Source organism: Pseudomonas sp. QC2 (assembly GCF_002859085.1).
GTDB classification, from domain to species: Bacteria; Pseudomonadota; Gammaproteobacteria; order Pseudomonadales; family Pseudomonadaceae; genus Aquipseudomonas; species Aquipseudomonas petroselini.
Window position 1 is genome coordinate 131,341 of the sequence record NZ_PKKS01000002.1, and the last position, 25,456, is coordinate 156,796.

The 25,456-nt window shown below is 56.4% G+C and carries 18 protein-coding genes and 1 tRNA gene; 12 read left to right on the top strand and 7 right to left on the bottom strand.

The genetic code is table 11. The features are described 5' to 3' along the window. Positions 1–258 precede the first annotated feature (258 nt). Positions 259–1,953 (bottom strand): DUF262 domain-containing protein, encoded by a 1,695-nt coding sequence (locus tag QCBJ_RS00835; protein ID WP_256581438.1) that lies wholly within the window; start codon positions 1,951–1,953, stop codon positions 259–261. Between the two features lie 668 nt (positions 1,954–2,621). Here QCBJ_RS00835 and QCBJ_RS00845 point away from each other — a divergent pair. Together QCBJ_RS00845 and QCBJ_RS00850 are read left to right on the top strand one after the other, a co-directional pair. Then, the gene (locus QCBJ_RS00845) at positions 2,622–2,960 is read left to right on the top strand and encodes a hypothetical protein (protein ID WP_102059940.1); all 339 of its coding nucleotides are present in this window, start codon (positions 2,622–2,624) and stop codon (positions 2,958–2,960) included. Positions 2,961–3,638: 678 nt separating this feature from the next. Beyond that, positions 3,639–5,399 (top strand): anti-phage dCTP deaminase, encoded by a 1,761-nt coding sequence (locus QCBJ_RS00850; protein WP_256581439.1) that lies wholly within the window; start codon positions 3,639–3,641, stop codon positions 5,397–5,399. Positions 5,400–5,909: 510 nt separating this feature from the next. Here QCBJ_RS00850 and QCBJ_RS00855 read toward each other — a convergent pair. Beyond that, a complete protein-coding gene (locus tag QCBJ_RS00855; RefSeq protein ID WP_102059942.1) occupies positions 5,910–7,019 on the bottom strand; it encodes an ImmA/IrrE family metallo-endopeptidase in 1,110 nt (369 codons plus the stop codon). Beyond that, the gene (locus tag QCBJ_RS29980) at positions 7,016–7,672 is read right to left on the bottom strand and encodes a hypothetical protein (RefSeq protein ID WP_123361095.1); all 657 of its coding nucleotides are present in this window, start codon (positions 7,670–7,672) and stop codon (positions 7,016–7,018) included. The genes QCBJ_RS00855 and QCBJ_RS29980 overlap by 4 nt, the downstream gene beginning before the upstream one ends. A 276-nt stretch (positions 7,673–7,948) precedes the next feature. Between QCBJ_RS29980 and QCBJ_RS00860 the strand changes: the two genes are divergently transcribed. Beyond that, the gene (locus QCBJ_RS00860; protein ID WP_010453436.1) at positions 7,949–8,191 is read left to right on the top strand and encodes a CopG family ribbon-helix-helix protein; all 243 of its coding nucleotides are present in this window, start codon (positions 7,949–7,951) and stop codon (positions 8,189–8,191) included. Next, positions 8,181–8,465 carry a type II toxin-antitoxin system RelE/ParE family toxin gene (locus QCBJ_RS00865; RefSeq protein ID WP_102059943.1) on the top strand — a complete coding sequence of 95 codons (285 nt, stop codon included), beginning with the start codon at positions 8,181–8,183 and terminating at the stop codon, positions 8,463–8,465. Before QCBJ_RS00860 ends, QCBJ_RS00865 begins: the two co-directional genes overlap by 11 nt. Positions 8,466–8,520: 55 nt before the next feature. Here the strand turns inward: QCBJ_RS00865 and QCBJ_RS00870 are convergent, their stop codons facing one another. The 4 genes from QCBJ_RS00870 to QCBJ_RS00890 form a co-directional block, all read right to left on the bottom strand. Then, positions 8,521–8,796 (bottom strand): hypothetical protein, encoded by a 276-nt coding sequence (locus tag QCBJ_RS00870; protein WP_102059944.1) that lies wholly within the window; start codon positions 8,794–8,796, stop codon positions 8,521–8,523. Further along, positions 8,793–9,773 carry an integrase domain-containing protein gene (locus QCBJ_RS00875; RefSeq protein ID WP_102059945.1) on the bottom strand — a complete coding sequence of 327 codons (981 nt, stop codon included), beginning with the start codon at positions 9,771–9,773 and terminating at the stop codon, positions 8,793–8,795. The genes QCBJ_RS00870 and QCBJ_RS00875 overlap by 4 nt, the downstream gene beginning before the upstream one ends. A 905-nt stretch (positions 9,774–10,678) precedes the next feature. After that, positions 10,679–12,007, bottom strand: a complete 1,329-nt coding sequence (locus QCBJ_RS00885; RefSeq protein WP_102059947.1) for an integrase arm-type DNA-binding domain-containing protein — start codon at positions 12,005–12,007, stop codon at positions 10,679–10,681. Positions 12,008–12,171: 164 nt separating this feature from the next. Further along, positions 12,172–12,247, bottom strand: a tRNA-Thr gene (locus tag QCBJ_RS00890). 181 nt (positions 12,248–12,428) lie between these two features. Between QCBJ_RS00890 and QCBJ_RS00895 the strand changes: the two genes are divergently transcribed. The 8 genes from QCBJ_RS00895 to QCBJ_RS00930 all read left to right on the top strand — a co-directional run bounded on the left by QCBJ_RS00895 (position 12,429) and on the right by QCBJ_RS00930 (position 25,448). Further along, positions 12,429–12,836, top strand: a complete 408-nt coding sequence (locus tag QCBJ_RS00895; protein WP_012721720.1) for a hypothetical protein — start codon at positions 12,429–12,431, stop codon at positions 12,834–12,836. A 736-nt stretch (positions 12,837–13,572) separates the two neighbouring features. Beyond that, on the top strand, positions 13,573–14,607 hold the full coding sequence (bcsQ, locus tag QCBJ_RS00900) for a cellulose biosynthesis protein BcsQ (protein ID WP_102059948.1): 1,035 nt from the start codon (positions 13,573–13,575) through the stop codon (positions 14,605–14,607). Continuing rightward, positions 14,604–16,823, top strand: a complete 2,220-nt coding sequence (gene bcsA / locus QCBJ_RS00905; RefSeq protein WP_046034618.1) for a UDP-forming cellulose synthase catalytic subunit — start codon at positions 14,604–14,606, stop codon at positions 16,821–16,823. Before bcsQ ends, bcsA begins: the two co-directional genes overlap by 4 nt. Further along, the gene (gene bcsB, locus QCBJ_RS00910) at positions 16,820–19,087 is read left to right on the top strand and encodes a cellulose biosynthesis cyclic di-GMP-binding regulatory protein BcsB (RefSeq protein WP_046034619.1); all 2,268 of its coding nucleotides are present in this window, start codon (positions 16,820–16,822) and stop codon (positions 19,085–19,087) included. The genes bcsA and bcsB overlap by 4 nt, the downstream gene beginning before the upstream one ends. Next, positions 19,084–20,280 (top strand): cellulose synthase complex periplasmic endoglucanase BcsZ, encoded by a 1,197-nt coding sequence (gene bcsZ / locus QCBJ_RS00915; protein ID WP_093542959.1) that lies wholly within the window; start codon positions 19,084–19,086, stop codon positions 20,278–20,280. Before bcsB ends, bcsZ begins: the two co-directional genes overlap by 4 nt. After that, the gene (locus QCBJ_RS00920) at positions 20,262–24,101 is read left to right on the top strand and encodes a cellulose biosynthesis protein BcsC (protein ID WP_102059949.1); all 3,840 of its coding nucleotides are present in this window, start codon (positions 20,262–20,264) and stop codon (positions 24,099–24,101) included. The genes bcsZ and QCBJ_RS00920 overlap by 19 nt, the downstream gene beginning before the upstream one ends. Positions 24,102–24,117: 16 nt before the next feature. After that, positions 24,118–24,783, top strand: a complete 666-nt coding sequence (locus QCBJ_RS00925) for an SGNH/GDSL hydrolase family protein (RefSeq protein ID WP_028615346.1) — start codon at positions 24,118–24,120, stop codon at positions 24,781–24,783. Further along, positions 24,783–25,448, top strand: a complete 666-nt coding sequence (locus QCBJ_RS00930) for a cell division protein FtsQ (RefSeq protein ID WP_102059950.1) — start codon at positions 24,783–24,785, stop codon at positions 25,446–25,448. Before QCBJ_RS00925 ends, QCBJ_RS00930 begins: the two co-directional genes overlap by 1 nt. Positions 25,449–25,456 lie beyond the last annotated feature (8 nt).

Sequence of the window (25,456 nt, forward strand, 5' to 3'; positions counted from 1 at the left end):
CCAGAAACCACAAAGCCCCGCATTGCGGGGCTTCGAGATATGGTGCGGCACCAGACGAACGGTATGTTTCTGCGGGGCTAGGTTTTTTGGGCGTCTGGAGTTCGCTGGAAAATTCGGCGTACCCCAACTAGTAACTATAAATAAATCAGCTAGTTATGGCGCTTAGTGGAATCGAACTGGGGCTTCACTGGCGAGTACCAAGTATTCACATTCAGCCTGACCTAGGGCCTGCTAGCGCATCCTAGGGTGAGCACCGCCTCATAGCTCAGTCATCAACGCTTCAATTATCTTGTCGTGTCTTAACTGAATCGCGTCCTTCCCCCAAATCTGCATGTTGGTGACGAACGTGGCTATTTCTCGCTGCTGTGCGTTGTGTGTGTAGGTAGCCAGCTTTCTGGAAAATACGATATTGCCCACGGCACAGTTATGGGATTTGGAAAGCAGTAGGTAATTGCCGAGGCAGTTCAGATATTCAGAGGTGAACGTTTCATCGTATTCATCGTATCCGTGGGGCATGCCTGTGGGTTCACTCCTAGGTGCAATGTGCTCGAGTTCTGGGCTCTGGATTGTGTCAAAACGCTTTGGCATGTAGCCCCGCTGGCCGCGACACTCTAGGTGAATCTCATATTTCCAGAGCAGGTGCTTGGCTGTTGCATGGTTGATTTCCCCCTGCAGCGCCTCTTCCAATTTCTCGGTATTCCAATAGGCCCACCAGGATTGATCCGTGTTTTTCAACCAATCGATGTGCTCAAGTATCGGGGTGATACTACTGTCTTTAGTGGTGAAGGCTTCATAAACTCCGTTGATTCGAGCGGTAATGTCGGCACGCGTACCAATCAGTCGATGGCGCACGATCAAACCTTCAAAAGCGCTGCACAGTGCACCAATGTCAGTGATCGGCAAAGCGTAGCGATAGGCCTTGATGATAAACGGCAGAGTGATCGCAATCCCACTGAGCGTCACCAACGAATGGATCTGGAAATGTTCCTTCTCGTGCTTGCCAAAAAAATCGGACAGGTGGAGGAAACTAGCAGACAACGATCGGGTGAAAGACTGAATGAACTCGATGGGTTCCTTGCCAGCGAGCATTTTCCCTATTTTTTCTAGAGTATTGCTTTCCCATAGAGAATTGAAGTCAACACGAAGGGTGTATAGCAATACATCATCCTCGTTGATTCGGTATTCAATGGAGGAGATGGATTTGTAGATGTTCTCGAACCGCCCTTTGATTTCGGCGATTAACTGCGCCTTATGATCGTCGTCATGACCATGCAAGTGCACGGTATACATAAACTGCGCCTTGACGACTTCAAGGTTTGAGGGGCGTTTACCGCGGTTGTTCTGAAAGATGAACATCTGAATCGCTTCTGATTCATCTCGCACCGGGTGTGTGGTGCAAACCGCCTGGCAGACGATTGCTAACATTTCGGTCAAATAATCTTCCGATTTATCTCGAAGTTGCACCTTGAAGTAGTCGAATGCCCGAACGATTCGCTGGGCGGATGCGGTTTCAAGGCCATGGTGATCGGTTTTGGATTGGTCAATTACGTAGTCGACGAACAATTGATTGTCATAGTCGACTGTGTTGAAGCGGATTTCGCTGCGCCGCCTTATCATGTCTTCGAAACAAATATGCTCGGGGTCGGTCAATTCGCGAAGGGATTTGAGTCGGGTGAACAGCGCTGCTAGAAACAAGGTCAGGGTAGTCAGACGCTGCTGGCCGTCGATCACCCGAAAGACTTGTCCGGCTTCCTCAAACAGAAAATGCCCGAAGTAGTACGGGCTTCGGGTATTGCTGGCTCGGTACTCTTCCAAGTCCGAAAGGAAGACGTCAGTCTGGGTGCTGCGGCTACTAGTATCGGTGGGTGTCTCCCAGGAATAGGCACGCTGGTATGCGGGAACCACGATGCGGTTGTTGGCCATCATTTTTTGGATGGTTGTTGAAGGTTCCACGTGTAATGTCCTTATAGGCTGCCAAAAATGATGGCCATGGGCCTCATGATCCCTGAATCCCTACTTTTCCACACCGTTTTTTGGCTGTGTGGCTCGCTAAGTTCTAAGAAAGGGGAATACCCATTTTTTGTTCGTGGAGGAGATTTATACCCCCTCAAATTGAGGAAGTCTCCGCCTACCTTTGGTGGAGGGGGTAGCGTTTCACTACCCCCCGTAAACGCTACCTGAACTTCCTGGCAAACCTTCCTTTTACCACCCTGGTTAGGTAGCTATTGAGCCCGTGGCCAGATCGGGCGAGCCGCTGCAGCTCGGAAACCACGGCTGCGCCAGGTTGCGTGCCATCGTAGAGATATTTCCATCCATCGCTGAATGCGACGACTATTGATCCTGGTCCAATCTCGTACCCTGCGACGCCTGAATCACCACCTCTGTTTCCGTACCGTTCCATGCTTTCAATCCTTCTGCGATGGCTGACATTGGCGATAGTGGCATGAAGGTTTGGCGGGAGGCACGACAAGTTGGATAGGTAGATACGCGGCCCTGCAGTGATGTTTGTGGTGGGAGTGTTTGCGGCGCGTCTGGTAACGTCGGGTCCGCACCGCTTCAACGCGGTGATATCGTGTCGCCGTTACTGCTGACGCAATGGCACAACCTACAAGGAGGAATGAATGAGCGATGAACAGAAGGTCTTAGAGGCACTCCACAAAAATGGGAGCCTGGACAATGAAGAGGATAAGGTTAGGGGGATTGCTCAACGGGCCGTTGATAACGGTTACGACAATCTGAGTCCCCTTCAAAAGAATGTGCTTGCTCCTTTGCTGACTAGAGCCTGCGATGGGGTGACCAATCCGGGCGACCACCACAATGACTGCCAGGCCGTATTAGAAGGCGCAGCTTTGGTTGCAGCTTTGGAGAGCGAGGCTTACTACGAGGCAGTTCTGTGCGAAGACTGCGTCAATGAAACTGAGCAATATGCGCGGGAATGGGAACGTATCCAAGCGGAGTAGTGTTACTCACCAGTCAGACACATTTTAAGACTTGGCGGTCGTTACTCAGCCGCCAAGTCTCCGCATTTACCCATTCCTGTTCACCCTTTTCTCTGAATAGCCAAAATAGGGCCGTATTGGTGGTGCGAGCCTGCTCATTGAGGTGGTGTGATTTTTGGGGAAAAGAGGGGGGCTGTTTACTGCTAGCCCGGTGCTAGCCCGAGGAAGCAACAAAAAAGGCCTGCATCGCTGCAATCATTTATTTGTATGGTGACACCAGGAGTCGAGCCGTACTAAAAATAATAATAATAATATTAATATTAATATGTTGCACTCATATTCAGCTCTCATTTACCTCTATTTCTATCCTTAAAAGCTTGGTGCTCACCTTACGTTTTCCGTCTAAGCCCTCGGCGAAGCTGCGCGGCCGGTTATCCTTTGACTAGAGAGCGAGAGCTCCTATGAGATTTCAGCTGCGATGGGTCATCGAGTAAACAGTCAGTTATTGCTGTCAATTTAAAATAGGCAAGCCAGAAATCCTAGGTCTTCAACCGACAAAGATAGAGACAGTTTGCTCAATCACTCACACCCGTAGCCCGATACCTAGCCAACGAAAGATTTCGGGGCTATCTTGATGGAATTGCGCCAAACGCTGCGCCAGTTTCACATGTTTAATTACAAAAAAATCGGTTGAAGGGAATGAGCATGCGATTCGATGGAAGTTTAGAGGAGCTCAAGAAAAAACTTGAACCAATCGCCTCAGCCGGCGAGTGGCGAGAAATAAATAATAACCAACACCAATTTAAAACAAAAAGCAAAGGAATATTAAATTGGTACCCATCAACTGGTGGGATTCTGTTTCAAGGTAAAGCTCATTTTGCTCAAAAACTTAGAGCATCGGTAGAGCCGCTCTTGAATACTGAAGCTCATAATGAAGCTGATGCCAGAGAAGTGTCGGGAAGTGCTGAAGAAATAGTTGCGGAGCTATCTGTAGAGGATACCTCAGAAAATACATACTTTATAGACGATACATATTCTGATTCCGAACTTATCATAGGGCTCGTTGGGACAATCGGAACAGATCTTCCCGAAGTATCAAAATTAATAACTGATCGGCTGAAAATATTCAAATACGAAACTAGAAATATAAAAATATCTGCTGATATAATTGCAAACATCGGGAACCCTTCGCAAAGTACACATGAGTTCGACCGAATAAGCTCTTACATGGAAGAAGGTAATAGGCTGCGCAAAGAAAGTCGAGATAATTCGATATTGGCTTTAGGGGCAGCGGCACAAATAAATAAGTCCAGGGGGAAACAAGAACCACTTCGGCGCAACGCTTTTATTATAAATTCATTAAAAAGCCCAGCCGAAGTCCAAAAGCTCAGAAAAATATATTCAGATGGCTTTTTTCTCATTGGCGTACATGCGGATCACACACGAAGGTATGAGTTTTTAACAAAAGACAAATCAATGACAAAAGAGCAAGCCTCTAGACTAATAGAAAGAGACGCAGACGAAAGAGAAGAGTACGGTCAACACACTCGCGATACCTACCATCTTTCAGATTTTTTCATTGATTATAATGGCAATTCTGACTCTCTAAAAAAACAAATATGGAGAATTCTAGATCTGCTTTTTGGAAAGCCATATATAACACCAACATTTGATGAGTATGCTATGTTTATGGCCTTCTCAGCTTCTTTAAGGTCCGCAGATCTTTCCCGGCAAGTTGGTGCCGTACTTACAAAAAACCGCTGCATAATCTCGACGGGGGCAAATGACGTCCCCAAAGCCCATGGCGGGCTGTATTGGCCAGACAAAGATGAAACGACTCAAGAAATCACTGATGTCGCCGATGGCCGAGACTACATGAAAGGAGAAGATTCGAACGCGATCCAAAAGCGGTTAATAATTGAAGGCATAATAGAAGCAGTGCCTGAAAAATATCGAGAGGAGCTGGCACCGCTTATCAAAAACAGTAAAATTAAAGACATTACTGAATATGGGCGTGTTGTTCATGCTGAAATGGAGGCGCTACTTTCCAGTGCGAGATCTGGTGTCAGCACTGCAGAAAGCGATTTGTACTGCACAACATTTCCCTGCCACAACTGCGCTAAACATATAGTTGCGGCTGGAATTAAACGAGTTGTATATGTCGAGCCTTACCCAAAAAGCAAAGCCTTAGAGTTTCATTCAGACTCAATTTCGCTAGACAAACGCAGTAAAAATGTCGTTTTCGAACCATTTATTGGCGTTGGACCTAGAAGCTTTTTTAACCTATTCTCCACAAATCTCGGTAGCGGGTATCCAGTCGCCCGCAAAACTGAGCATGGCCAAACGATTGACTGGAAAGAGACTGATGCTAAATTGCGCACCCAGATGTTGCCTTGTTCGTACATGGAACGTGAAACCATAGCTGCAGCTCTGCTATCAAGGTACATAGAGGAAAACTAATATGAGCAGCAACAAGCAAGATTTTATCAATTACCTCAATGAGTCTCGCCGGGTCGTAGAGCAGTGGCCCACCTGGAAGCAAGAGTCTTTGAAGGCTGCGCAGGGAAGCCCACGCTCGCCATCTCCTCCTCGAGAACGCGAAAAAAGCTGACTCCAATTAAAATTTAGGCCGAATCTGCTATCCGATTGACATAGCCTTGGGCATAAATTATCAGCGTATATCCCCTAGCGTTACAATGTATGGGGATGTACTGATATGAGTATCGGCAAATAGTGCCTGCGCCTCAGCACGTCCTAACCGCCGCTTGACGGGCTCCTCTCAAGATCGAGGTCGAACCTCGACATGCTGCGGCAGCGGAGCTGTTTTGGTCTTGGGGCAGTAATGGTAAATATCAGAAACTGATTTGCCACTACACCAGGTATTACAGTCAACTGGGCTATATGGCATGTATGGCCATGCTCAAAAGCAGTACATACGCTTAACACTATAAGGATTATGGCACGAAAGTATCACGTGACTAGACGGAGCACTGGTTTTTTTCCAACGACACTATGCTCCGTTGTATTGAGGTTCCCCTCTATAACCACTGGCGCCAATCCAAAGAGAATTTGGTTCAAATCATTAGCCGTGACATTTAGTTCGTGCGCAATAGATTTAACTGATAATCCTTTGTCGCGCGCATAACTTAGAACTTTTTGTAATACTTGTGAAGTTTCATGAGGCCCAGGATTAATCTCTTTAGTTCTTGCTCCCATACTGGAAAGCTCTATACAAATGCTCCGATAAAGCCACTCAGTCAATATTCCAACTCGGTGCAACCTGAAAGCCAGAGCCATTGCTGAAACGTTCCAAAATTTCTTTAAGCGAATTACATCAGCAGTTGTTCTACACTGCCAACCATACGCCAGAGCACTATCTTTAGGCATTAGCAATGCGGAGGCAAACGCATTAGCCTCATGCTCAACTTCTTTTCCTTTGTTTTCCCCATGCTGATGAAGAACCAGATGGCCAAGCTCATGCGCAGCATCAAAGCGGCTGGCCTCTGCTGATTTCATGGTATTTAAAAAAACAAAAGGAGTAGAACCCCTGCGCCAACAAGAAAAAGCGTTTACTTGGCTAGTTTCTTCCGCAAGACAAAAAACTCGGACTCCCCTGGACTCCAAGAGATGAACCATATTTTTTATGGGCGAATGTCCCAACCCCCATGCAGCGCGAACAGACTCAGCTGCCATTTCAGGATCCATGCCAGACAGATCCGGCACCGACACTTTAGGTAAATCAAATCGTTGATCGATCCAATCACTTAAAAGGTAGGCGATCCCACCTGCCGCCAAGGCAGCATTCTTCTGCGCAGCCGTCATGCGAGAGAAAGATCTAAAGCTGGCATTCTCCTCTGATGGAGCTTGAATGTCAGGCCCGAAAAAAAACTCGACCGGGAAGTCGAGCTTCGAAGCTAAAGCAAGAATACTCTGCTCTGTCGGTGGAGAATCTCCATTTTCAAAGTTTGAAATACTCTTTGTGCTTAGCTCCACCAAATCAGCAAGCGATTTTTTTGTCCATCCTCGCCGCTGGCGTGCAAGTACCAAGCGGCTAGGGTTGAAATCGCTTATATCTCTCATAATTTTGGAATAACCGGAATATCGAGGTTCTGTTCAGGATCTGGCGCACCAAAAGGATCAGGTGTCCCCAGACGGATCGCCGGCATGATAATCCGAGCAGACCAACCGTCAACCTTTCCGTTATCCCCGATTGCAATAGGGCAGGAAAGCTCATACCGAATCTCTTCACCAGCAAGGTCTACGTAATACAGAAGAATCCATAGCATCTGCTCATCATCACGAGACGGGAGCTCCACTGTCGAAGACGCCTCAGAGCGAAACAGATCTCCCTGCCTTGAATTGAACGCTACACTTTTTGAGGTTTGCGCACCTTTAGCATTCTTCGTCTGTGGTGTCTGGTTAGGGTTCCCAGTATTCACATCACCACTACTAACCGTGATTGCGTAACGTCCGCCAGGAGAAACAACTCTTGGCTGGCCCTTGGGGTTAGTCGGCTTCCAGCTTTTCGGGAGAAGAATTGCTCTGATTGCCTGAGTGCCATCAGCCCAGCCGCTCGTCCCAGAGTAGCCTTTTGGATGAAGTGGACTCACCGAAGCAAAAGCTCGATAACACTGCAGAACGACAGAGTTGAGCTCGGCCTCTGACACCCCAATGGCTTCGAGCAACTCTTGATTGGAGGAGGTTTGCAGATTAAAAATTTGCTTCGGCGTCACAGGGATGCCTCCATCAGATTATTTCCGCTTTTATAACATCATTTGATGTTGAAAAATAGGAAGCCCGATGAGATCGGATAGGTGGCAATTTTTTCCTTGGCTTTCCTCGCTTTCGTGACGCCAATGCCTGTTTATGCCGCAATTCTCAGGCAAACGCAGCAAAGCAGATCAGCCTGAAAACGAAAAACATCGTGAAGTTCCTCGCGACGACCTGCTAATTTATGTGGGCGCTTGACGGTGTAAAATTCCCAACAAACGTTCACTAGCGAGGCTGCCATGACCGGGATATCCCTGAACCTGCCGGAAGACCTTTCGAACTCTCTCGCCGATCTGGCCAAGACGAATGGCCAAAGTGTGAGCTACTTGGCGATGGACGTTCTTCGCGACTACATCGAGCACGAGAGGACACTGACTGCACAGATCGAACTTGCGGTAGAGGAAGCCGATCAAGGTAAATTCGCCACCGATGAGCAGGTAGCAGCTATGCGAGCCCGGCGCTGGAGCAGGAATGCGCGTTGAGTGGCTGGAAAAAGCCCTCAAAAACCTGGAAGACGAAGCTAGTTACATAGCCCTTGAAAACCCCAAGGCTGCTGACGACTTCTCCGATGCGATCTTTGCCAGCGTGGACAAGCTGGCCCAATTTCCAGCCATGGGCCGTGAAGGTCGAGTCAAAAATACGCGCGAATGGGCAGTGCCGAACTGGTCCTATCTCATTCCCTATCGAGTACGTGGTGATCGCCTCCAAATCCTCGGTGTGTTTCACACACGGCAACGCCCTCGCACCAAGTGGTGAAGGCGCGTAAAAACGCTCTGGATAGAATGAAATGCCTCTTCCTGCAGTCCGATGCCTAGTGGCCGAATTGCCAAGACTTCCCTAACCGTTTCGTAAGTAACCGCATCGTCAGCACAAAGTAATAGCGTGTCGATTCCGCATGCCTATTCAGGCAGTGATTTAAAAACCACACGAGATGCTTTTGCTGCCACGTCCAGGGATTGTCTCGATGCCAGCGGTCGGCAATTGCAGTCTGAATGGCCGTGGCCTGCCGAATGTGGCGCAAGCAGGTGGCATGCGACCCACTCAGAGCTCCCGCCAGAAACAACTCCATATCAAATACTTTGTTCATACTCGGCCTCCGATGTATGCCGACGCTATATCAATACGTCGATGACCCAGTTCATAGCTGATTTGCACCCGAGCCTCACGATCCAAACGTGGGTCTAGCTGAAAGCAATGACCGCAATTAACGGGCGCAGAATGCTGAGTGATTTGCTCATAGCGTTCACACGCATAGGCCGCCCGCAATTCGTGAAAGCCTTTGAGGTTATGGGTATGCAGGATGTCCCGTGCGGGACGGAGGACTGCCAGTTGGAGGTCTCGGTAGCTTTCATTAGGTGCCAGCAGGTTACGACTACCTTCGGGCGATACATGCTCGGCGTAGTTCAATGCCTCCCGAACATATTCATCTGCAACTATCCAGCGAGGTGCGAACGCTCCCGAGCGACCGCCTTTGGTGCCATCCTGGATGTTGATCTTGCCGAGTTGTTCCGCTTCTCGTTTCAATCGCACGAGGTCCGCCAGGATAGCTTCACGCAAGCGCATGCCGGTCGCTCTTGCCAGCTGCACAATAGCGGTGGCACGTGGCAGATGGTGCTCGCCGAGGGCATTGATGATGCCTTCAAGCTGCTCACGATCCTGGCCTTGCGGCGCGGAGGTGCGAACAGCCGTGCGCTGAATGCCCAGCGCTTTGCTCGGACTCGGCACTTTCACATACTGATCACCGCGAAGTGCCGCCAAGGTGCGGTTGATGCTGGATAACCGATTTTGCGCAGTCGCGATTGCAATCTCACCATGTTCAACTTGTTGCCGCAAATGCCCGGAGTAATCCAGCAAAGTCTGCCGATCAATCTGCCGCGCATCGTTAAACCCTGGCCCATCCTCTGACCGACACCACCGAACAAACGCCTGCCACCGATCACTGTGCGCTTTGACCGTGCCGTAATGTCCGCCGCCAAACAGATCTTTCAGCGCTTGCGGCCCGGCATAGCTCAGCTGCCGGCCATAGCCGAAATTGCGCCCGTCCCGTCTACCGACCAATGCCATGATCAAACTCCTCTCGAAGCCAAACCCTTAAAACCTTCCCCACGACATCCCGCCACGGATGTTGAGTGTTATCAGGGATCAAGGCCCCTGCGACCTGTGAGGGTTGTCCACTAACGCGGGACTGGCGGCTCTTTACAACCGGGAGCTTGGGCATCTCATGATCTGGCCTCCTGAGCACTTCCAAAGAAGTGGGCGGGTGGAGGCTGCACCAGCTGACGAGACCGGTGACGTGAGATCCTGAGTCGGGTGACGGCAGTGAAGCGATGACCGGGGCATGCCTGACTGTCAGTCAGGTGCAGTCCATTCCGTGGGCTGCGGCACCATCATCTGCATCGCTGTTGCTGGTGACTTCGGTGTTTGTCACGCCGATTGTCACGAGGGGGAATGCCGCAAAGCCTTGTACGAGTTGGGCTGCAGCAGCGGTAGGAGCGCCCGTCTCTTTCCGGAAGAAAGAGACGGGCGCAGGTTGGCGCAGTGAAATGGCCAAGCGGATAGGTTGCTGCAGGGCAGCTATGAAAAAGGATGAGTTGCCGCAGTGGGCACACTGGTAAAAGTAGGCATCCATCACATCGCTGTGACCGTGCGAGCCACCGGACGCTAATCGCACTTTGGGAGAACCACCACGGTGTGGCGTAGCCTCAAAGGTTCTGGCTACCTGGGTTGCTGTCAACGACAGCGCTTTGCCCGATCTTTTCTACGCCTGTGGATAATTTGGGTCAAGGCTCGAATTTTCGGGAATTCTGCGGCTGTGGATGAAATTATCCACCGGTGGAAATCTATGGTTTTCCACAGACAATTTGCGTGGGCTTTAGATTTTTTAAATGAGGTCCATCCAAGCAGGGCGGCTTTGCAGCCCCGCTTGGATGGACCCGCGTGGAAGGGCGGACAACGGTGATCTCACAGGCTTACCCACGTTTGGATGCGCCACGGCTATTTTGTAGGGCCGTGATGTTGTCGCCGACTGGGTGAGCGAATTCGTGGGGTGTCACATGCCCATGGCGGTTGGCGTCGATGTAGTTGCTCCACCATGCCATGATCAGCCTGCGCTGTTCGAGGAATTCAGCCTTGTGGATATACGCGGCGCGCACACGGTTGCGTTCCTTGTGGCTCATTTGTCTTTCGATGGCTGCGTCGGTCCATAACCCGGACTCAAGCAGGGCGCTACAGGCCATGGTCCTGAAGCCGTGGCCGCACACATCCTTGCTGGTGTCATAGCCGACGTTGCGGAGCATGGTGTTCACCGTGTTCTCGGACATGGGCTTCCAGTACTTGTGGTCGCCCGGTAGCACCAACTCTGAAAAGCGACTGAGGCTGCGCAGGCGCTCCAGTATTTCGATGACCTGCGGCGATAGCGGAACCATTTGAATGTCGCCGTTCATCTTGGTCCCGCGTGTGGAGTTGCGTACCCCTTCAATCGGTGCGCGCGTATCGGGGATTTCCCACATGGCGCGTTGGAAGTCGAACTCACTCCATCGAGCGAAGCGCAACTCGCTGGAGCGGACGAACACATGCAGAGTCAGCAGCACGGCAAGGCGCGTCAGCTCGCGGCCGTTGTAGTTGTCGATACGGTGTAGCAGTTCGGGTAGGCGGTTGAGGGAGAGGGCCGGGCGATGGATTGTGCGCGGCGCGTGAATCGAGCCTGCCAGATCCAGTGCAGGATTCATGGTGATCTGCCGGGCTCTTTTGGCCCCGCGCATGATGGTGGATAAGTAGTTCTGTACCCTTAACGCCACATCCATGGTGCCGCGTTCCTTGATGCGCTGGGTGATCTCTAGAAGGTCGTGGGTATCGAGCTCGGCGATGGGCCGTTGGCCGATCAGCGGGAAGACGTGGGTGCGCAGTCGGCTCATTACGGTTTTTGCGTGGCCTTCGGTCCAGCGGCGGGACATATCAGCGTGCCACTCTAGGGCAACGGTTTCGAAAAGCAGTGCCGCCCGCTGGGCTACGATCTTGGCCTTCTTCTTTTCTTCCATTGGGTCGAGGTTGTCGAGCAGTAATGCCTTGGCTTCGTCTCGCTTACGTCGTGCGACGGAAAGGGTAACTATGGGGTAATTGCCGATGATGAGCGTACCTTCCTTGCCGCTGGGCTTGGTGTACTTCAAGCGCCAGGTCTTCACGCCATTGGGTTTGACGAAAAGGTACATGCCGCCACCGTCGAACAGTTTGTAGGCGCGCTCGCGGGTTTTGGCCGTGCGGCATTGCAGGTCGCTGAGAGGGATCGCTAGACGTGGCATGGGGGTACGCGCTCCTGACCGGAAAATCGCAGTACCCCTAACATACCCTCGGGGAAGGGGGATTTTGTTGGATCCCGACAGAGGGTCCTGGAACGAAAAAACCCGCCAATGGGCGGGTTTTCGGGGCTTCCAGAGCATTCAGTAGAATGCAATGGAGCCTAATGTGGTGCCGGCACCAGGAGTCGAACCCGGGACCTACTGATTACAAGTCAGTTGCTCTACCAACTGAGCTATACCGGCGTGTTAGGGCGACGATTATAGCGATTGGAAAGGTTCTGTAAACCCCTGAATTCTGACTATTTTTGCAAAACCCAAGCTTTTCTCACAGTCGCCCCTTTTTTCGACCAGCAAGGGTAGGATTCTTCTCTTAATGCCGAAGGGTCTATCTCGGCAATCTTGTCCAAACCAAAGGAAGCCCCATATGAAACGGACTCTCTCCCTGTCCCTCGTCCTCCTCACCGCCGCTCTCGGCGCGTGCTCCACCCATCAGTCGGCCAACGACCCCGCGCTGGTTGGCACTTGGAAAGGCTTGCGCACCGAGACCGGTAAATGCCAGTTCCTGTCGTGGACCAATACCCTCAAGCCTGACGGTCGTTTCGTTATTACCTTCTACCGCGATGCGCAGCAGACGCAGGTGATCCAGACCGAGCAAGGTTCGTGGGCGGCGGCCAATGGTAAGAATGAGCTGCGCACAGATGGCGTGCGTTCGCCGGATGTGTACACCTATAAGCTGCTGGACGCAGACACCGTTCATTATGTGAGTGTGGCATCGGACCCCACCAGCGATTGCCAGGACGACTACCAGTTCACCGAGCGCCGTGTTCGCTGACAAGGCAGGTTTGCTTCAAAACCGGGCACTCGGGTGCCCGGCCGTCACAAGTTTCAACTCCCTTGCGCGCACGTGCCCGCACCTTTTTCGTAGTCCAATACCTTTTTTTGCCGGGCGTGAGCATCAGCAGCAAAAGCCTACAGCCTGACTGCGATCAATTTGGTCTAGTTAATGGGGCGTATCTTCCAGGCTCAGCAGGTTTAGCGCTCTGGAGGTGTCTGCCCTGTGTCATTCGGCGTGGGTTTTGCTTCGTCGTCTTGGCTGCCTGCGCAGCGATATACGGGCCGTGGCTTTGCGGGCGGTTGCGGATCGACCGCTCGGCAGTTTCGCCCTTGAATACAGGCGAGGTTTCCGTATTCTGTCGCGCGATATAAACCGTCCGTTTAATCGCGGTTGTGTGTAGGCAAATTTTTGAGACAGTGTAGGGCAATCGAATATTTGTTTATGGGTATGTCAGATTAGTGCCGTTTCTGACCACTCAGCCAACAAAAAATACGATAAATCAGTGCAAGTTCATGTTCTTACAGCGAATGCATTCTCTCTAAAGAATCCGTCATAAAAATGGCGCCACGCCGTTCGTCGGATAAGATTGAGCGAAAAGCATCAAAATACTGACACCATCATTGTGATATCACAGAATGAGCCCGACACCACATAACTAAAAAAATACAAGGTCAGCCTATTGCTGACCTTTTTATCGCCTTTAAAGCGCAAACCAGGTGGGGAGGGGCAGTGAGTGAGTCGAGCAGATGACATTTCAAAACTATTCAACAAGCTGGGTGCCAACCCGAGTGGCTACCGCGAGATCGACTTCGTCCACGAGTTCATCGAGGACGATGTAGAGGTCCTGGAAACCCCTGCGGTCGTTCGAGCCCTGCCTGTGATTGAAGCGCCGTCAGCGCCTTTGCTGCGTCTGTTGGAAGAGCTGAGCCAAGGCGAAGCCGACCACCTGCAGCCGCCCGAAGTGGTGGAGGGGCGAAACGGTGAGGTGTACTCGGAGCATTCCAGCCCTAACGTCGTGGTGGTTGTCTCGGTAAAAGGCGGCGTTGGCCGCAGCACCCTGACTGCCGCGATTGCCAGTGGTTTGCAGCGTCAGGGGCGCCCGGCACTGGCCCTGGACCTGGACCCGCAAAACGCCCTGCGCCACCACTTGTGCCTCGGTCTCGACATGCCCGGCGTGGGCGCGACCAGCTTGCTCAATGAAAGCTGGGAAGCGCTGCCCGAGCGCGGTTTTGCCGGGTGCCGCCTGGTGGCATTCGGTGCTACCGACCACGAGCAGCAACAGAGCCTGAATCGCTGGCTGGGCCAGGATGACGAGTGGCTGAGTAAACGCTTGGCCGGCCTCAAATTGAACGGCCAGGACACCGTGATCATCGACGTCCCGGCCGGCAATACCGTGTACTTCAGCCAAGCCATGTCGGTCGCCGACGCAGTGCTGGTAGTGGTGCAGCCGGACGTGGCGTCGTTCAGCACGCTCGATCAGATGGACAGCGTGCTCAAGCCCTCTCTCAATCGCAAAAAAACGCCACGACGCTTCTATGTGATCAACCAACTGGACGGTGCCCACCGCTTCAGCCTGGACATGGCCGAGGTGTTCAAGACCCGCCTGGGTGCTGCCCTGTTGGGGACGGTCCACCGCGACCCCGCGTTCAGCGAAGCCCAGGCCTACGGGCGTGATCCCCTTGACCCCACCGTCAACAGTATCGGCAGCCAGGACATCCATGCCCTGTGCCGCGCATTGCTCGAACGAATCGACTCGGACCTCCCATGACCGACACTACGTCCTCCACGCCCTTCGTCGAAGGGCGCGCTGAACAGCGCCTAAATGGCGCCATCGCGCGCTTCAATCGGTGGCCTTCGGCGCTGCGTACGGTACTGGTTGTTGCCAGTTGCGTGCTCGGCGCCATGCTGCTGCTGGGCATTATCAGCGCGCCGCTCGACCTCTACAGCCAATGCCTGTTTGCCGCCGTGTGCTTCCTGGCGGTGCTGGTACTGCGCAAGATCCCGGGGCGCCTGGCGATCCTCGCCTTGGTGGTGTTGTCGCTGGTGGCGTCGTTGCGCTACATGTTCTGGCGCCTCACCTCCACCCTCGGCTTTGAAACCTGGGTCGACATGTTCTTCGGCTACGGCCTGGTCGCGGCCGAGTTCTACGCCCTGATCGTGCTGATCTTCGGCTACGTGCAAACCGCCTGGCCGCTGCGCCGCACGCCGGTGTGGCTCAAGACCGAGCCGGAAGAGTGGCCGACGGTCGACGTGTTCATCCCGACGTATAACGAAGCGCTGAGCATCGTAAAGCTGACCATTTTCGCCGCCCAGGCAATGGACTGGCCCAAGGACAAGCTGCGCGTTCACGTGCTCGACGACGGTCGTCGCGACGACTTCCGCGAATTCTGCCGCAAGGTCGGCGTGAACTACATCCGGCGCGACAATAACTTCCACGCCAAGGCCGGTAACCTCAACGAAGCGTTGAAGGTCACCGACGGCGAATACATCGCCCTGTTCGACGCCGACCATGTGCCGACGCGTTCCTTCCTGCAAGTGAGCCTGGGCTGGTTCCTGAAAGATCCGAAGCTGGCGATGCTGCAAACGCCGCACTTCTTCTTCTCGCCGGACCCGTTTGAAAAGAACCTCGACACGTTCCGCGCCGTGCCCAACGAAGGTGAGCTGTTCTACGGCCTGGTGCAGGACGGCAACGACCTGTGGAACGCCACCTTCTTCTGTGGCTCCTGTGCCGTGATCCGCCGTGAGCCGCTGCTGGAAATCGGCGGCGTAGCCGTTGAGACCGTGACCGAAGACGCCCACACCGCGCTCAAGCTCAACCGCCTGGGCTACAACACCGCTTACCTGGCCATCCCACAAGCCGCGGGCCTGGCCACTGAAAGCCTGTCGCGCCACATCAACCAGCGCATTCGCTGGGCACGGGGCATGGCGCAGATTTTCCGCACCGACAACCCGCTGCTGGGCAAAGGCCTGAAGTGGGGCCAGCGCATCTGTTATGCCAACGCCATGCTGCACTTTTTCTATGGTTTGCCGCGCCTGGTGTTTTTGACCGCGCCGTTGGCCTACCTGATTTTCGGCGCAGAAATCTTCCACGCATCGGCGCTGATGATCGTCGCCTATGTGTTGCCGCACTTGGTGCACTCCAGCCTGACCAACTCGCGGATCCAGGGGCGCTTCCGTCACTCGTTCTGGAACGAGGTGTACGAGACCGTACTGGCCTGGTACATCCTGCCGCCGGTGCTGGTCGCGCTGGTCAATCCCAAGGCGGGTGGCTTCAACGTCACCGACAAGGGCGGCATCATCGACAAGCAGTTCTTCGACTGGAAACTCGCCCGGCCCTACCTGGTGTTGTTGGCGGTCAACCTGATCGGCCTCGGCTTCGGTATCCACCAGTTGATCTGGGGCGATGCGTCCACTGCCGTGACGGTGGCGATCAACCTGACCTGGACCCTCTATAACCTGATCATCACCAGTGCCGCCGTGGCCGTGGCCTCGGAAGCACGCCAAGTGCGTTCCGAGCCGCGTGTCAGCGCCAAGCTGCCAGTGAGCATCATTTGCGCCGACGGCCGCGTGCTTGATGGCACCACCCAGGACTTCTCGCAAAACGGCTTCGGTTTGATGCTTTCCGATGGTCACTCGATCACCCAGGGTGAACGCGTGCAATTGGTACTGTCGCGCAACGGCCAGGACAGCCTGTTTGACGCCCGCGTGGTGTTCAGCAAGGGCGCGCAGATCGGCGCCCAGTTCGAAGCCCTCAGCCTGCGCCAGCAAAGCGAACTGGTTCGCCTGACCTTCTCACGCGCCGATACCTGGGCCGCGAGTTGGGGCGCCGGTCAGCCGGATACGCCGCTGGCGGCCCTGCGCGAAGTCGGCTCCATCGGCATCGGCGGCTTGTTCACCCTCGGCCGCGCCACCCTACACGAACTGCGTCTGGCCTTGAGCCGCACCCCCACAAAACCGCTAGATACGCTGATGGACAAGCCATGACCTCGAACATATTCGCTCGCCCTCATCCGCGCCGTGCACTGGCGCTGATGATCGCCTCGCTGATGGGCTTCAACACCCTCGCGCAAGCTGCCGAGCAAGCGGTTGCCACCGTGCCGGTACAAAGTACCGACACCGGCTACAGCCTGACCCTCAAGCAATTGGGGCGTCGCGACACCATGAACCTGCAAGGTGTGGAGTCGTCCGACAGCGTCAACTTTGATATCCGTGCCGATGAAGTGGTGAAGGGCGCGCAACTGTTGCTCAAGTACAGCTACTCGCCGGCGCTGCTGGCCGATCTGTCGCAGATCAACGTGCTGGTCAACGGCGAAGTCGCCGCCAGCCTGCCGCTGCCTAAAGAAGGCGCGGGCACGCCGCAAGAGCAGTTGGTGCAGATCCCGGCGCACTTGATCACCGAGTTCAACCGCCTGAGCCTGCAGTTCATCGGCCACTACACCATGTCTTGCGAAGACCCACTGCACAGCAGCCTGTGGGCCAAGATCAGCAACAGCAGTGAGCTGAAAGTGCAGGTCGAGCCGATCGTGCTCAAAGACGACTTGGCCGTGCTGCCGCTGCCGTTCTTCGACAAGCGTGACGCACGCCAGGTGAGCCTGCCGTTCGTGTTCGCCACCGCTCCCGACAGCGCCGCGCTGGAAGCCGCCGGCGCTCTGTCGTCGTGGATCGGCGGCCTCGCCAGCTACCGCGGCGCGACGTTCCCGACCACCCTCGGTGAGCTGCCGGCCAAAGGCAACGCCATCGTGCTTGTGCAAACTGCCGATGCGATGGACATACACGGTGTTGCCGTCGCCAAGCCGGCCGGCCCGACCCTCACCCTCATCGCCAACCCGAACGACGCCAACGGCAAGCTGCTGATCGTCACCGGCCGTGACGGTGCAGAGCTCAAGCGCGCCGCCAACGCGGTGGTGCTGGGCAACCCGGTATTGGCCGGTAACAGCGTGGTGATCACCAAGCTGGATACCCTCGCACCGCGTCGTCCATACGATGCCCCGAACTGGCTGCCAAGCAACCGCCCGGTCCGCCTGGGCGAGTTGATCGAACAGCAAAAACTCAGCGTGTCGGGCTACAACCCAGGCGCGATCAGCGTCGATATGCGCCTGCCGCCAGACCTGTTCAACTGGCGTGAAGAGGGTGTGCCGCTCAAGCTCAAATACCGCTACACGCCGCAGCAGGTGTCGACCAACTCGTCGCTGCTGATCGGTCTGAATGATCAGTTCATGAAGTCCGTGGCATTGCCGTCGGTGAGCAACCTGGGCGGCGGCCAATCCCTGCTCGACCAGTTGAAGAAAGACGAAAGCCTGCCGCGTGAAGTGACGACCCTGTTGCCGATCAGCTCGGCATCGCCCAAGTCCAAGCTGCAAGTGCGCTTCATGTACGACTACATCAAAGAAGGCGAATGCCGCGACATCATCGTCGACAACATGCGCGGTTCGGTCGACCCGGACTCGACCCTCGACGTCACGGGCTACCAGCACTATATCGCCATGCCGAACCTGGGCGTGTTCAACGACTCGGGTTTCCCGTTCACCCGTTTGGCTGACCTGTCGGAGTCGGCCGTGGTCATGCCCGACAATTACGGTACCGACGAGCTGACCGCCTACCTGACGGTGCTTGGCCGTTTTGGCGAAGCCACCGGCTACCCGGCCACTGCGGTAAAAGTAGTGCAGGCCAAAGACGTGCAAAGCGTTGCCGACAAAGACCTGTTGGTGCTCGCTACCGCTGCCAACCAACCGCTGCTCAAGCAGTGGCAGCAATACCTGCCGGCGACCAGCGATGGCGAGCAACACCAGTTCCTGCTGTCTGACCTGCCACGTTATGTGCGCAGCTGGATCAGCCCGGACCCGGCGGCCAACCAACACCCGGCCAACACCGGCATTACCTTCAAGGGCCTGAGCAACAGCACGTGGCTGGCGGGTTTCCAATCGCCGCTCAAGAGCGGTCGCAGCGTGGTGCTGATCGCCAGCAACCAGCCTCAGGGCCTGCTGGAAGCGACCAACGCGCTGATCGGCGGTGACGACTATAAAGACTCGATCCAAGGCAGCCTGGCGGTGGTGCAAGGCACGCAAATCAGCTCGCTGGTAGGCGATGAGCAGTACTACGTCGGCAAGCTCAACTACTTCAAATTCATGCAGTGGCAACTGTCGCAGAACCTGGGTTGGATGCTGTTGATCACCTTCCTCGGCCTGGCCGTGGTCACCAGCCTGATCTACTTGTCGCTGCGTGCCCGTGCAAAACGGCGGTTGGCATGAGCCCGCTTAAGAGCATGGCCCTGGCGGCGCTGGGCGCGGTGATGTTCGTCGGTAGCGCGCAAGCGCAAACCTGCGACTGGCCGTTGTGGCAGAACTACGCCAAGCGCTTCGTGCAGGATGATGGGCGCGTGCTGAACTCGTCCATGAAACCCACCGAGAGCAGCTCGGAAGGCCAATCCTATGCGATGTTCTTTGCCCTGGTCGGCAACGACCGTGCGAGCTTCGACAAGCTGTGGACCTGGACCAAGGCCAACATGTCGGGCGCCGACATCGGCCAGAACCTGCCCGGCTGGTTGTGGGGCAAAAAAGCCGATAACACATGGGGTGTGATCGACCCGAACTCCGCCAGCGACGCCGACTTGTGGATGGCCTACGCCTTGCTCGAAGCGGCACGCGTGTGGAATGCACCGCAGTACCGTGCCGACGCGCAATTGTTGCTGGCAAACGTTGAACGCAACCTGATCGTGCGTGTGCCTGGCCTCGGCAAGATGCTGTTGCCAGGCCCGGTGGGCTACGTGCACGCCGGTGGCCTGTGGCGCTTCAACCCGAGCTATCAGGTGCTGGCGCAACTGCGTCGCTTCCACAAAGAACGCCCGAATGCCGGCTGGAATGAGGTGGCCGACAGCAACGCCAAGATGCTTGCTGATACGGCCAGCAACCCTCACGGCCTCGCGGCCAACTGGGTCGGTTACCGCGCCACCAGCGCCAACACCGGGCTGTTCGTGGTCGACCCGTTTTCCGATGACCTGGGCAGCTATGACGCGATCCGCACTTACATGTGGGCCGGCATGACCGCCAAGGGCGATCCGCTGGCGGCGCCCATGTTGAAATCCCTGGGCGGCATGACGCGGGCCACCGCAGCATCGGCCACCGGCTACCCACCGGAAAAAATCCATGTACTGACCGGCGAAGTCGAGAAAAACAACGGCTATACGCCGATGGGCTTCTCGGCCTCCACCGTTGCCTTCTTCCAGGCTCGCGGCGAAACCGCACTGGCGCAGTTGCAGAAGGCCAAGGTCGACGACGCGCTCGCCAAAGCCCTGGCCCCTTCGGCGCCGGACACCGCGCAGCCGATCTACTACGACTACATGCTCAGCCTGTTCAGCCAGGGCTTTGCCGATCAGAAGTACCGTTTTGAACAAGACGGTACGGTCAAACTTTCCTGGGAGGCCGCATGCGCCGTCACACGCTAGCCATTGCGATTCTCGCCGCCCTGGCCTCCACCGCCAGCGTCGCTGAAACCAGCGACCCGCAGTCCCTGCTGATTGAGCAGGGCTATTACTGGCAGTCGAAAAAGAACCCCGAACGCGCCCTGGAAACCTGGCAGAAGTTGCTGCGCCTGAGCCCGGATCAACCGGATGCGCTGTACGGGATCGGCCTGATCCAGGTGCAACAGAACCACCCGGCCGAAGCGCAAAAGTACCTGGCCCGTTTGCAAGCGTTGAGCCCGGTGCCGCGCCAGGCCTTGCAACTGGAACAGGACATCACCGTTGCGGTTCCGGACAACGCCAAGTTGCTGGAACAGGCGCGTGAACTGGGCGAGCCGGAGGCCGAGCGTGAACAGGCTGTGGCGTTGTATCGCCAGATTTTCCAGGGCCGTCAGCCTCAAGGCCTGATCGCCCGCGAGTACTACAACACCCTGGGCTTTACCGCCAAAGGCAGCAGCGAGGCCATCGCCGGCCTGCAGCGCCTGACCCGTGAACGCCCGAACGACCCGATCGTTGCGCTGTTCCTGGCCAAGCACCTGGCGCGTAACCCGGCCACCCGGCCTGACGGTATACGGGCCCTGGCTAAACTGGCATCGAACAACGACGTGGGCGGCAACGCTGACGAAACCTGGCGCTTCGCGCTGGTCTGGCTCGGCCCGCCGAAACCGGACCAGGTTTCGCTGTTCCAGCAGTTCCTCACCGTGCACCCGGATGACAGCGAGATCCGCGCGCTGATGAACAAAGGCATCGCCCAAGGTAAAGGCGGTGGCACCTGGCAGCGTGATCCGCAGATGACCAAGGCTTTCAAGGCGTTGGATGACGGCGACCTGAAAACCGCCGAGCCTCTGCTGGCGGCGCGCCTTGCGCAAAAGTCCAATGACGTTGATGCCCTCGGCGGCATGGGCGTGTTGCGTCAACAGCAAGAGCGCTACAGCGAGGCGGAAAACTACCTGGTCCAAGCCACGCGCTTGCCGGGTGGCGCTGCTTGGCAGTCGGCCTTGAATGATGTGCGCTACTGGAACCTGATCAGCCAAAGCCGTGACGCCCAGCGTGCCGGTCGTAGCGCCCAGGCCCGCGACCTGGTGGCCCAGGCCGAACGCCTGAACCCAGGCCAGCCTGGCGCGGCTATTGCGCTGGCGGGCTTCCAGGCCCAGGACAACCAGTTCGACGACGCCGAAGCGGGCTACCGCAAAGTGCTGGCTCGCCACCCTGGCGACCCGGATGCCTTGAGCGGCTTGATCAACGTGCTGTCCCAGTCGGGCCAGCCGGATGAAGCCTTGAAGCTGATCGACTCGGTGTCGCCGGCCCAGCGAGCCAAGTTCGCACCGAGTGTGAAAATCAACGCGTTGCGCGCGACCCAGGTGGGCAAGCTGGCCGAGCAGCGGGGGGATCTGAAGGCCGCGCAAGCCGCCTATCGCCAGGCCCTCGATGCCGACCCGGAAAACCCCTGGACCCGCTTCGCCTTGGCGCGCATGTACCTGCGCGACGGGCAGATCCGCAACGCGCGAGCCTTGATCGACGGCTTGCTCAAGTCCCAGCCCAACCAACCCGATGCGCTGTACACCAGCACCTTGTTGTCGGCGCAATTGAGCGAGTGGAAGCAAGCCGAGGCCACCTTGGGGCGCATCCCCACGGCACAGCGCACGGCGGACATGAACGAACTGGCGACCGACATCGCGCTGCACCAGCAGACCGACATCGCTATCGAAACCGCTCGCCGTGGCCAGCGCCCGGAAGCCTTGGCGTTGCTCGGACGTTCCGAACCGCTGACCCGCAATAAACCTGAGCGTGTGGCCGTGTTGGCCGCCGCCTATGTGGAAGTGGGGGCTGCGCAGTACGGTCTGGACATAATGCAGAAGGTGGTGGAGAACAACCCCAACCCGACGGTCGACCAGAAGCTGCTGTACGCCAACGTGCTGCTCAAGGCCAACAAATACAGTGAGGCGGGCGAGATCCTGCGCGAAGTGCAAGGCCAGCCTTTGACCGAGACCGGCCGCCAGCGCTACGACGATTTGATCTACCTGTATCGGGTCAAGCAGGCCGACGCCCTGCGTGAGAAGAACGACCTGGTGGCGGCTTACGACATGCTGTCCCCGGCCCTGGCCCAGCGCCCGAACGACGCCTTGGGCGTCGGCGCCCTGGCGCGGATGTACGCCGCCAGCGGCAATGGCAAGAAGGCGATGGAGCTGTACGCGCCGTTGATCCAGCAGAACCCCAATAATGCGCGCCTGCAACTGGGCCTGGCGGACATCGCCCTGAAAGGTAATGACCGTGGCTTGGCGCAAAGCGCCAGTGACAAGGCGTTGGCCCTGGAGCCGGGTAACCCGGAGATCCTCACCTCGGCCGCGCGCATCTATCAGGGCCTGGGCAAGAACAGCGAAGCCGCGGAACTGCTGCGCAAGGCCCTGGCGATTGAAAACGCCATGAAGGCCAAGACTCAGGTAGCCCAGGCCAGCGCTCCAGGTACGTCGTATAACCCGTTCGTGGGCTTGCCGGGCCAGCGTCGCCAGGTCACCGACCTGACCGTTGCCGGCGCGGTACCGCCACCGATCGATGCACCGACCAAGTCCGTGACGTCCAACGCGTTTGCGAGTGCCACGTCCAACGACTTGAGCGACCCGTTTGTGCCGCCATCGAGCATTGCGTCGATCGACAGCCCCGAGCTGAGCCCGGCGCGTCGTGCGCTGGACACTATCCTGCGTGACCGTACCGGTTATGTGGTGCAGGGCTTGAGCGTACGCAGCAACAACGGTGAGAAAGGCTTGAGCAAAATCACCGATGTGGAAGCGCCGTTTGAAGCGCGGATGCCGGTGGGGGATAACACTGTGGCGCTGCGGGTGACGCCGGTGCATTTGAGTGCTGGTAGCGTCAAGGCTGAGTCGTTGTCGCGCTTTGGTAAAGGCGGCACAGAGCCGGCGGGCTCTCAGAGCGATAGCGGTGTCGGTTTGGCCGTGGCGTTTGAAAACCCGGATCAAGGCCTCAAGGCTGACGTCGGCGTGAGCCCTCTGGGCTTCCTCTACAACACCCTCGTGGGCGGCGTGAGCGTGTCGCGTCCGTTCGAGGCCAATTCGAACTTCCGCTACGGCGCCAACATCTCGCGGCGCCCGGTCACCGACAGCGTCACTTCCTTTGCCGGCTCCGAAGACGGCGCGGGCAACAAGTGGGGGGGCGTCACCGCCAACGGCGGCCGTGGCGAGCTGAGCTATGACAACCAGAAACTGGGCGTCTACGGCTACGCGTCGTTGCATGAGTTGCTGGGCAACAATGTTGAAGACAACACCCGCCTGGAGTTGGGCAGCGGTATCTACTGGTACCTGCGTAACAACCCGCGCGACACGTTGACGCTGGGTATCAGTGGTTCGGCGATGACCTTCAAGGAAAACCAGGACTTCTACACCTACGGCAACGGCGGTTACTTCAGCCCGCAGCGCTTTTTCTCCCTCGGCGTACCGATTCGTTGGGCGCAAAGCTTTGATCGCTTCAGTTACCAGGTAAAAAGTTCGGTGGGCCTGCAGCATATCGCGCAAGATGGCGCGGATTATTTCCCTGGCGACAGCACGCTTCAAGCCACCAAAAATAATCCAAAGTACGACAGCACCAGCAAGACTGGCGTCGGCTACAGCTTCAACGCCGCCGCCGAATACCGCTTGAGCTCGCGCTTCTACCTGGGCGGCGAAATCGGTCTCGACAACGCCCAGGACTACCGCCAGTACGCCGGTAATGCTTATCTGCGCTACTTGTTCGAAGACCTGAGCGGGCCTATGCCCTTGCCGGTCAGTCCGTACCGTTCCCCTTATTCCAACTGATTAATCGGAGTCATTCATGCCTGTTTCTGCGATTGCCGGCCTAACCATGCTGGTATTGGGCGAAAGTCATATGAGCTTTCCCGATTCGTTGCTCAACCCGCTGCAAGACAACCTCACCAAGCAAGGCGCGGTGGTTCACTCCATCGGTGCGTGCGGTGCCGGTGCGGCGGATTGGGTTGTGCCGAAAAAAGTCGAATGCGGCGGCGAACGCACGCCCACCGGCAAGGCCGTGATCTATGGCAAAAACGCCATGAGCACCACGCCGATCCAGGAGCTGATCGCCAAAGACAAACCCGACGTGGTCGTGTTGATCATCGGCGACACCATGGGCTCCTACACCAACCCGGTGTTCCCTAAAGCCTGGGCCTGGAAAAGCGTGACCTCGCTGACCAAAGCCATCACCGACACCGGCACCAAGTGCGTGTGGGTCGGCCCGCCATGGGGCAAGGTCGGTTCGCAGTACAAGAAAGACGACACCCGCACCAAGCTGATGTCGTCGTTCCTCGCCAGTAACGTGGCGCCGTGCACCTACATCGACTCGCTGACGTTCTCGAAGCCAGGCGAGTGGATCACCACCGACGGCCAGCACTTCACCATCGACGGCTACCAGAAGTGGGCCAAGGCCATCGGTACAGCCTTGGGTGACCTGCCGCCATCGGCCTACGGTAAAGGAAGCAAATAATGAAACGGATGACCCTGGGCCTGGCGACCTTGCTCGCCAGTGTCAGCGCCTACAGTGCCGACATCCCGCTGTACCCGACCGGCCCGGAGCAAGACGCAGCGTTCCTGCGGTTTGCCAACGGCACCCCTGGCGAATTGAAGCTGGTGGCGGACGGTTCCAAGGCCAGCCTGGTGTTGAGCGGCGACAAACCCGTGTCGGCGTTCCTGCCGGTTGTCGGCGGCGACAAGCCGATCAAAGGCGTATTGAGCAGCGGCGGCAAAAACGCTGATTTCTCGGTGAAAGTGGCGCCGGGCGAATTCGCCACGGTGGTTGCACTGGTCGATGCCAAGGGCGCCACGCGCCAATTGGTGGTGCGTGAAGTGCCGGACGACTTCAATGCGCTCAAAGCCTCACTGGCGTTCATCAACGCCGACGCCACCTGCGCCGACGCCAGCCTGGAAGCCGTGGCGCAAAAGGCCGAGCTGTTCAAGCAGGTCGCTGAAGGTGCCGTGCAGCGGCGCATGATCAACCCGGTGGAATTGTCGGTGCAGCTCAAATGCGCCGGCTCGCCGGTGGGCCAGCCGTTGACGTTCACTCTCAAGGCGGGCGAGCGCTACAGCGTATTGGCCGTTCCTTCAGACACAGGCTCGAAGTTGCTGTTCGCCTCTGACGCACTCGCTAACTGATCGGGCCC